The 7,669-nt window shown below is 42.5% G+C and carries 7 protein-coding genes; 3 read left to right on the top strand and 4 right to left on the bottom strand.

Annotated features, from left to right (window positions below; translation table 11 throughout):
• The 3 genes from lepA to A5294_RS02110 all read left to right on the top strand — a co-directional run.
• Nucleotides 1-1,807: translation elongation factor 4 (lepA, locus tag A5294_RS02120; RefSeq protein WP_064340325.1), on the top strand; the 1,807-nt coding region annotated here is incomplete at its 5' end.
• On the top strand, nucleotides 1,804-3,126 hold the full coding sequence (gene hemW / locus A5294_RS02115) for a radical SAM family heme chaperone HemW (RefSeq protein ID WP_004119123.1): 1,323 nt from the start codon (nucleotides 1,804-1,806) through the stop codon (nucleotides 3,124-3,126). The genes lepA and hemW, both read left to right, overlap by 4 nt.
• A 57-nt stretch (nucleotides 3,127-3,183) precedes the next feature.
• Complete coding sequence (locus A5294_RS02110) at nucleotides 3,184-3,639, top strand: hypothetical protein (protein ID WP_004106523.1); 456 nt, start codon at nucleotides 3,184-3,186, stop codon at nucleotides 3,637-3,639.
• Nucleotides 3,640-4,019: 380 nt separating this feature from the next.
• Here A5294_RS02110 and A5294_RS02105 read toward each other — a convergent pair whose 3' ends face one another.
• The 4 genes from A5294_RS02105 to A5294_RS02090 all read right to left on the bottom strand — a co-directional run bounded on the left by A5294_RS02105 (nucleotide 4,020) and on the right by A5294_RS02090 (nucleotide 7,606).
• Nucleotides 4,020-4,469: a Panacea domain-containing protein gene (locus A5294_RS02105; protein ID WP_064340324.1), complete on the bottom strand. Its 450-nt coding sequence runs from the start codon at nucleotides 4,467-4,469 to the stop codon at nucleotides 4,020-4,022.
• A 136-nt stretch (nucleotides 4,470-4,605) separates the two neighbouring features.
• Nucleotides 4,606-5,538, bottom strand: a complete 933-nt coding sequence (locus tag A5294_RS02100; protein ID WP_004106527.1) for a LysR family transcriptional regulator — start codon at nucleotides 5,536-5,538, stop codon at nucleotides 4,606-4,608.
• A 182-nt stretch (nucleotides 5,539-5,720) separates the two neighbouring features.
• Complete coding sequence (locus A5294_RS02095; RefSeq protein ID WP_004119121.1) at nucleotides 5,721-6,371, bottom strand: HAD family phosphatase; 651 nt, start codon at nucleotides 6,369-6,371, stop codon at nucleotides 5,721-5,723.
• Nucleotides 6,372-6,469: 98 nt separating this feature from the next.
• The gene (locus tag A5294_RS02090; protein ID WP_082851864.1) at nucleotides 6,470-7,606 is read right to left on the bottom strand and encodes an ADP/ATP-dependent (S)-NAD(P)H-hydrate dehydratase; all 1,137 of its coding nucleotides are present in this window, start codon (nucleotides 7,604-7,606) and stop codon (nucleotides 6,470-6,472) included.
• Nucleotides 7,607-7,669: the final 63 nt, after the last annotated feature.

Below are 7,669 nucleotides of genomic sequence, written 5' to 3'. Positions count from 1 at the left end.
AGATCATGGCAAGTCCGCTGTAGCAGATCGCATTTTACAACTTTCAGGAATCGTGCCAGAGCGTGAAATGCGAGACCGTTTCTTGGATCGCATGGATATTGAGCAAGAGCGCGGTATTACTATTAAATCGCAGGCTGTTCGCGTTCCTTGGACTTTTGAAGGCAAAGAGTATTCGCTTGGAATGATTGATACTCCTGGACACGTCGATTTTACTTACGAAGTTTCGCGCGCGCTGGCAGCATGCGAAGGTGCGGTGCTGTTGGTAGATGCAACCCAAGGAATTGAAGCGCAAACGCTTTCTAATCTTTATATGGCAATCGACCATAATTTAACGATTATTCCTGTTCTTAACAAAATCGATTTGCCTAGCGCTGAACCAGATAAGCATGCTGAAGAAATAGCTGGTTTAATTGGTTGCAAGCCGGAGGACGTGTTGCGCGTTTCTGGTAAAACCGGCGAAGGTGTTAAAGACTTACTTGATCAAATTGTGCTGGAAGTTCCAGCCCCAAGCGGAAATCCTGATGCTCCTGCTCGCGCTCTTATTTTTGATTCAGTATACGATTCGTATCGCGGAATCGTCACCTATATTCGTATGGTTGATGGCGAACTTAAGTCGCGCGAAAAGTTGCATATGATGGGAATCGGCATGACGCACGATCCTATTGAAATCGGTGTTATTAGCCCAGATATGACTCCAACTAAGGCGCTTGGAGCCGGAGAAGTAGGCTATGTAATTACAGGCGCAAAAGACGTGAGTCAATCTAAAGTCGGCGACACCATTACCAGCGCTATAAATCCTGCATCTGAGCCTTTGGATGGTTATCGCGATCCTAAACCTATGGTTTACGCAGGTCTTTTCCCAATTGATAACGCGCAATTCCCGGATCTTCGAGATGCTCTCGACAAGCTAAAACTCAACGATGCTGCTCTTATTTACGAGCCAGAAACGTCTGTTGCGTTGGGCTTTGGTTTTCGTTGCGGATTCTTGGGTCTTCTTCATATGGAGATTGTTTCCGAGCGTTTAAGCCGAGAGTTTGGCTTGGATCTTATTTCCACTGCTCCTAACGTAACTTATGACGTTACTAGCGAAGATGGTAAAGAGCATCATGTAACGAATCCTAGCGAGTTTCCAGAAGGCAAGATTAAGCGCATTATTGAACCAATGGTTGCTGCCGATATTATTACGCCGAAAGAATTTATTGGTGCTGTAATGGATTTGTGTCAGGAACATCGCGGAGAAATGGGCACAATGGAATATATTAGTGCCGACCGCGTGGAGATGCATTACAGGATTCCTCTTGCAGAAATCGTTTTTGACTTCTTCGATCAGCTTAAAAGTCGCACAAAAGGCTACGCTTCTCTCGACTACCATGAAGACGGCGAGCAGTCTGCGGATCTTGTGAAGGTTGATATTCTTATTCAGGGAGATAAGGTTGACGCTTTTAGCGCAATTGTGCACCGCGATAAGGCTTATTCTTACGGCGTTATGATGACTAAGAAGCTTCGTGGACTTATTCCTCGCCAGCAATTTGAGATCCCAATTCAAGCTGCAATCGGCTCTAGAATTATTGCTCGCGAAACTATTAGCGCACTTCGAAAAGACGTGCTCGCTAAATGCTACGGCGGCGATATTACGCGTAAACGTAAGCTTCTCGAAAAGCAGAAGGCTGGTAAGAAGCGTATGAAGATGCTCGGCCATGTTGAAGTTCCTCAAGAAGCGTTTGTTGCTGCATTAGCTACAGACGAGAGCGCAAACGATCGCGATACTAAAGATAAGATTCGTGCAGCACAAAAGTCCGAGGGATGAGTTTAGAGTTGGATGCTGAATTAAATAAATCAGCTATGCAAACTAAAAGTATGCCTTTTGAAGTGTACGTGCATGTGCCGTTTTGTTTGCGTCGCTGCGGTTATTGCGATTTTAATACGTATACTGCTCGCGATTTAGGAGAGGGAGCAAGTCGCGAAGGGTACGCGGATGTTGCGATTCGTGAAATGCAACTCGTAAAAAAATGGCAGGAATATCACGGGATTTTCGAGCCTAAAGCGCAATCTGTTTTCTTCGGCGGCGGCACTCCAACAGTTCTTAAAGCGCGCGACTTAGTGCGAATTTTGCAAGAAATACGTAACTTGTGGGGATTGAAAACTGGAGCGGAAATAACTACTGAAGCAAATCCGGATACTGCAGATGAAAAGTATATTGAGACGCTTGCAGAAGGTGGATTTACTCGAATATCTTTTGGAATGCAATCGGCTGTTCCGCATGTTCTTAAAACTCTTGACCGTACTCATACTCCAGAAAATGTAACTCGCGGTGTAAACGCAGCAAACGCATGTGGCTTGCGTTCAAGCGTTGACTTGATTTATGGAGCTCCGGGGGAGAGTTTAGACGATTGGCGAAAGTCGGTAGAAATGGCTTTAAGTCTAGGCGTTAACCATATTTCTGCATACGCGCTAACGGTAGAGCCGCGTACAAAAATGGGCCGTCAAATCGCTGCTGGCACTATTCAAGCGCCAAATGATGATGATGAAGCCGCAAAATACGAGTTGGCAGACGAACTTTTTAACTCTGCTGGATTACAATGGTACGAGATTTCTAATTGGGCGCGTCCTGGTTTTGAGTCTCGTCATAATCTTGGCTACTGGCGAAATATTGATTGGGCTGGAATTGGTCCTGGAGCACATTCGCACTACAATGCTGCAAATCACATTAGTAAACAAAGCATGGATGATAGTGCTTCTTTAGCTAATACAAGTGAGTTTTATAACCTTCGCTCATGGGATATTTTGCACCCAAAACATTGGGCTCATGCTATTAACGCAGGAAACGTGCCGTGGCAAAACTACGAGTGTATAAATGCTGAAGACGCGCTTATTGAAGAGGTAATGCTTGGGCTTCGCATTAAAGAAGGGCTTGATATTTCGCAATTGTGCGAAAAAATGCGCGAAACTAATAAGGTGTTCGATGATTCACATTTGCAAAAAGTGTTACGCGAAGTGTGTAAGGAAGATTTGGCAGTGTTGCACGAAAATCGCATTATCGCAACACGCAAAGGTAGGCTGCTCAACGATTTATTAATAGAAAGAATTGTTGACGCGTGTGAAGAAGGTATGACCGTGCTAAAATAATGCGTATTGTGTCATAAATGCTTGATATAAGAAAATTCAATGTAGAAAGGAACAATCATGGCAAACCGCAAAGAGCGTCGCGCGAAGGAAAGGCAGAGCCGCAAAGGGATTCCTTCTCAATATGATGAAACAAAAGGTCGCGCTCGCGGAGGCATGATTGACGAATACAATTTACAAGAACGCTCTAGAAGACTTCAAGAGAGGGGAACTGGTCCTTGGAAGCCAACGTCTAACGTGACAGCTGAGGAGGAGAGATTGGCTCGCAATGTTAAGCGATCTCAGGTTGGCGATGATACTTGGAATGTTGTTCGTAAAGTTGTTGGAGTGTTTTCCTGGGCTGTGATTTTGCTTTCAGCGCTTGCTTTCTTGGTGATTATGTGGCTTCCTAATCAGCCTATTGTGCTTGTTGTGGTAGTTTCTGTTTTGTTTGCATTAGGCGTGTTTGGCTTGTTCTTTAGCTTTAGTAATTCTAGGCAGAATCCGCGCCTTGACGAGCACGGCACTGCGATTTAGATGTACTTATAAAATAAGAATGTTTTTAATAATTAAGGCGGGCACTTGCTAATAACAACGTGCTCGCCTTAGTTATTTGTGTGCGCTCCGAACTGCTTTCGCGCTTAGAGCGTAGCGCGCGAAAGCAACTCGGAGCGGAAACTCGCTTAAGTTGGAAGTCCAGTGGACTTCCAACGCGAGTTTCGTAAGCGAGCGCTTATTCCTCACGGCTATTGGTAGCCGTTCGGCTGATTTGGCATGTGAAGCACACCGTGCTTCACAATTGAGCCAAATCACGCTTTGAAAGAGCTTGAAATCCTGTTGATTTCAAGCTCGGCCAAAGCGCGCGAGCGCATACTGCGTTACGGTCTCTAGTTGGCGCTCTTCGGACATTCGCGCATTTACACAATAGGATGCTTAATGTAGTAATCTCGCATTGACTTCTTGGAAATTATTTCCTCGCTGCCTTGATTTGCAGATATGCCGATTCTCGCGCGAATCCACGGATCTTCTTTATGTGTTCTTTCGCTGAGCTGATTTCCTGTAAGATTTCCAAGTTTTGCGCACACTTCCTCTATAATCTTCACCTGCTCATATTCTAAAGTTGCGCATCTTTCTGGAAGAGAAATCAGTAGTTCCTCTTTGCGAATTGTGAATCTTCCTCGATGCCTGTTAAATAATTCCAATGAAACTGGACCGTTCGTCCAAGCTTCAAAATCTTCCGGAAATAGCGACAATCCAGTTGTAGCTAAGCTGTGCGCTTGAGAATAATACACAAGCTTTTGCAGCTTCATAGTTGTCATTGGCCCCATAATTTCCAATATTTTTGCCGCTACGTTAATAATACCCATCGCGCACCTCCTTTTTCTCTGCAACAAATTAATAGCGATTTTATGAATGGAAAAAGTGAGCGTCAATTCGATTAAAGAAATGTGGACAACTTTTATTATGCGTAGTTTTTGGCTTGCGCGTAGTTTTTGACTTGCGTTAATTTTGTGAATCTATAAGCGCGTAGCCATGTCTTACAAGCACAGATTTAAGTTGCGTAAGATAAGCGAGTGAAGCTCTTGAAAGCTTCGTGCGCTCGTTGGTAATCCAGCCAACAAGCATAGTGTCATCACATTCAAGCGGAATAGTGACGATTTTTTCATTGTTTAAATCGCCGTTATCTATTCCAGTGCAAACAGTATAACCATTCAACCCAATAATAAAGTTTAAAATGGTAGCGCGGTCAGAAACGTTGATTTTTTTCGGTGGGCGAGTAGGCCAAACAGCCTCTTCTGCGAAGAAGAAACTTCCTTCTTCTCCCTGTTCGTATTGAATAAACGGGTACGGTTTTAAATCTTCCAAGCTCAAGCTTTTTCGCACTGCAAGCGGATTGTTTCTAGAAAGAAAAACATGCAATTTTGCACGGAAAAGCGGGTGGAACTCCAAATGTTTTTCACGAAGCAGCTTGCCGATTACATCCTTGTTGTAGTCAGAAAGATAAAGAATTCCAAGGTCTGCGCGCATATCGCTTACTTGCTTAATAATATTTTTTGTGCGTGTCTCGCGAATTGAAAACTCGTATTCATCAGAATGAATACTGCGAATCATATCGACGAATGCTTCAACGGCAAACATATAGTGTTGTGTTGCAACGCTGCATAATTGTGGGCGAGGCTTCGTACTTTTGTATCGTTCTTCAAGAAGATCTGCCTGCTCAATTACTTGTCGAGCGTACGTCAAAAATTCCGCTCCATCAGCTGTTAATGCAATTCCTTGAGTGGACCTAGTGAAAATTTCAATGTTAAGTTCTTTTTCAAGCTCTTTTACAGAAGAACTCAATGCTGGTTGTGAAATATATAGTGCTCGTGCTGCTTCGTTCATTGAACCGCAGTCAACGATTTTTACAATATATTTCAGTTGTAGCAAAGTCATACGAGCTTCTTTCGTGAGCTAAAAGTTACGATAATTATCAAAAATCACATAAATGAACCGCTAACGAATCTAGCAAAAGGTATAGGCATAACTTAATTTTTAGTTGCCATAACCATAGTTTCACATAACCATAGTCTCATACATGATCTTAGTAATATAAGCTAAATATTTAAGCAATATTATTAAAGATTTACTCCTACTGAAGCTAAATCTTTACGCGCTTGCTCTGCAGTTGTAAAGACAAAGCCATGCATGCCAACTCTATGAGCTCCATCAATATTTGCTGGTTTGTCGTCGAAGAAAACAGTTGTTTGCGGATTCAATCCAAATCTACTTATAGCAAGTTCAAAAATTTCCGGTTCTGGCTTATGCAAATGCTCAACACCGGAAATAATAGTTCCTTGTAAAAGAGTAGAAAGTTCTGGGAATTTACGTAAAGCAAGTGGGAAAGTTTCTTTAGACCAATTCGTTAAGCCCCACACGCCGTATCCAGCTTTACGCAGATCATGCAATAAATCAACCATTCCAGGCATCATGCGCGTCAAAACTTGGTCATAATGAGCACAATACCAACGGAAAGCTTCAGCAAGTTCGCTTCCAAAGCGACGTTCGTATTCAGGCATAAGATCTTTCAAAAGCTCGCCGCCATCCATGCGGTCCTCAAATTCATAGAACCCGGCTAAATCGTTCTTTCCAAAGCTTCCATTAGGGCAAATAGTATCAACTAAATTCGGGAATTGCTTTTGCAAACAGTTTCGGCAATTCCATTCGAGTAGAACTTTGCAATAGTCAAACATAACGTCATGGATTTCAATATTTTGTGCGTTAGTCATTTGTTTCTACTCCTTCTATTTTGTTTCATACGTTATTTTACATTTGCGTATTTTGTTTCATGCGTTAATTTTGCACGCTATTGATATTATTCTGCGCGCTACTTTATATTAATAAGAATCCCAAGAACATGCGGTAATGCATTTATAATGTCGCTTGCCACAATTGGATGTTCCAAAGTTAAAGCATGCTTTGATTTCACTATGTCTTGCACTAGTTGAGTGTAATTGTTTCCTCCGCTACTGCGTGATGCAAATACTGCGCAAATTCCGTGGATTACAGCTGCGCTCGCTGCAATAAGTGCGTAATTTTTGTTGTTTGCATTGTTGTTGTCGTTCTTGTCGGCGTTTTCGTTATCTTTTTCGTACTGTGCTAGCAATGCTCCTAGAATTCCTGCTAGCACATCTCCTGAGCCTGCAGTTGCTAGCCAAGATGGAGCGTATTGTGCAATATAAATAGGAGAGTGCAGCGATGATGGTGAAGCAACTGCTGTTGTTGCGCCTTTAACTAACACAGTTGCTCCAGTAAGATCGGCTGCTTTTTGAGCGTAGTGTGTTGGGTTGCTAGATATTTGTTGTGCGCTTACTTCTAAATCGTATCTAGTAAAAAGCGAGCTTAATTCTCCTGCATGAGGTGTGAGAACTACTTTTTCGCAAACTTGTTTTGGTAGTAAGTCTAATGCTCCAGCATCTACGCATATTGGCGGAAGATTGTTATTTAATTGCGTTTCAGCGTTGTCGTTTTCGTTTTTGTTGTCGTTTTCGTTGGAGTATTTTGCAAGTATGCTAGCAATGTATTTTCTTTGAGATAAAGCAGTTTCGTCGTTGCAATGGCTTTCGTCTGGTATGCCGCATCCAACTGTTATTGCGTCTATTTTTCCGTTTAATTGTTCAGATGCTACTACCTCAGGCGATGCTTGCAATACTAAGTTTTGTGCGCGAAGAGGACCTGAATAATGAACCATTCCAATATTTGCATGTATTGCAGCGCTTGTACTTAACACTGCTGCTCCGGGATAGTCGTTTGAACCGGTAATTACGCCTAGAACACCTCTTGAATATTTATTATCGCTTGCGTGAGGCGTGCGCAATGGTGTGGAAGCAAGATGAATATCTACTGATATTTCATTAGTTGCAGAGTTTTTATCGTCAGTGCGTGAACTGTCGGGTTTTGCAATGTAATTCATACCATCTGTATTGCCAAACATAGTATTAAGTGTAATTGCTGTTAAGCACATGCAGAGTTGGCTAAACATGTGTATTATTGTCTAAACTTATGTATTGTTACAATTTGTAAACAT

It is taken from the genome of Gardnerella sp. 30-4 (assembly GCF_001641215.1).
GTDB classification, from domain to species: domain Bacteria; phylum Actinomycetota; class Actinomycetes; order Actinomycetales; family Bifidobacteriaceae; genus Bifidobacterium; species Bifidobacterium leopoldii.
Note: the sequence above shows the minus strand (reverse complement) of the source record. Positions and strands in the feature narration are given on the sequence as shown.